The organism is Synechococcus lacustris str. Tous, from assembly GCF_003011125.1.
GTDB lineage: Bacteria > Cyanobacteriota > Cyanobacteriia > PCC-6307 > Cyanobiaceae > Synechococcus_D > Synechococcus_D lacustris.
Genome location: NZ_PXVC01000301.1, coordinates 1 through 611, shown reverse-complemented (window position 1 = coordinate 611; position 611 = coordinate 1). Strand labels below are relative to the sequence as shown.

The 611-nt window shown below is 32.6% G+C and carries 2 protein-coding genes; both read right to left on the bottom strand.

Features of this window, described 5'->3' with window-relative positions:
• Positions 1-29 precede the first annotated feature (29 nt).
• Positions 30-281 (bottom strand): hypothetical protein, encoded by a 252-nt coding sequence (locus C7K08_RS15925; protein WP_133165357.1) that lies wholly within the window; start codon positions 279-281, stop codon positions 30-32.
• Positions 262-611, bottom strand: a 350-nt coding sequence (locus C7K08_RS15395) for a hypothetical protein (RefSeq protein WP_206603905.1), incomplete at its 5' end; no start/stop codon positions are given. The genes C7K08_RS15395 and C7K08_RS15925, both read right to left, overlap by 20 nt.

Genomic DNA, 611 nt, shown 5'->3' with positions numbered 1-611 from the left:
GAATATTATGAATCTATATTATTTATTCACTAAAATTCGGTTAATGGAATGGGTTCGGTTCCATACTCCCAATCATCATAATCATCATCATTTCGAATTTTTTCGTGAAGTTCTTTTTGAATTACAAAATCGTGTTTTTTGGGTGTGAGATCATCATTTGAGATTTCACGAAGCATCTTTTGCTTTTTAATCTTCTCTTCCCAACCATACTCACTAGAGAGATATGATGTTCCCCATTGGTCTTTCATATAATTTGAGTCCTTATCCACCTTTTTGGTCATTGATTTGCTCCTGATTGGTTAAATCAGAACTTTTTACGGGGTTGCTATCCCGAATTTCTTTGATTTCATACATAAAATCGTCAGATGTTTCGATTTTTCGAAGGTTTTCAACAGAATATTCGGTTAAATCGATTTCATACCCAGGATTTTTGGTGATTCTATTGCTTATCCAAGCATCATCGTACCATAAAATCTTATTATTTGGATATGCATAGAAGTTTCCATTATCCATTTTAAAGAAATGAGCACATTTATGTTCTGGTGTCTCACTAAAGTTTGTATTTAAAGTAGATTTTGATTCCCAGGACCAATCAAGAGTAAACATATAAG

Bases quoted from the DNA above. Each gene is read 5' to 3' on its own strand.
- C7K08_RS15925 (WP_133165357.1), bottom strand. From the start codon at position 281: ATGACCAAAAAGGTGGATAAGGACTCAAATTATATGAAAGACCAATGG.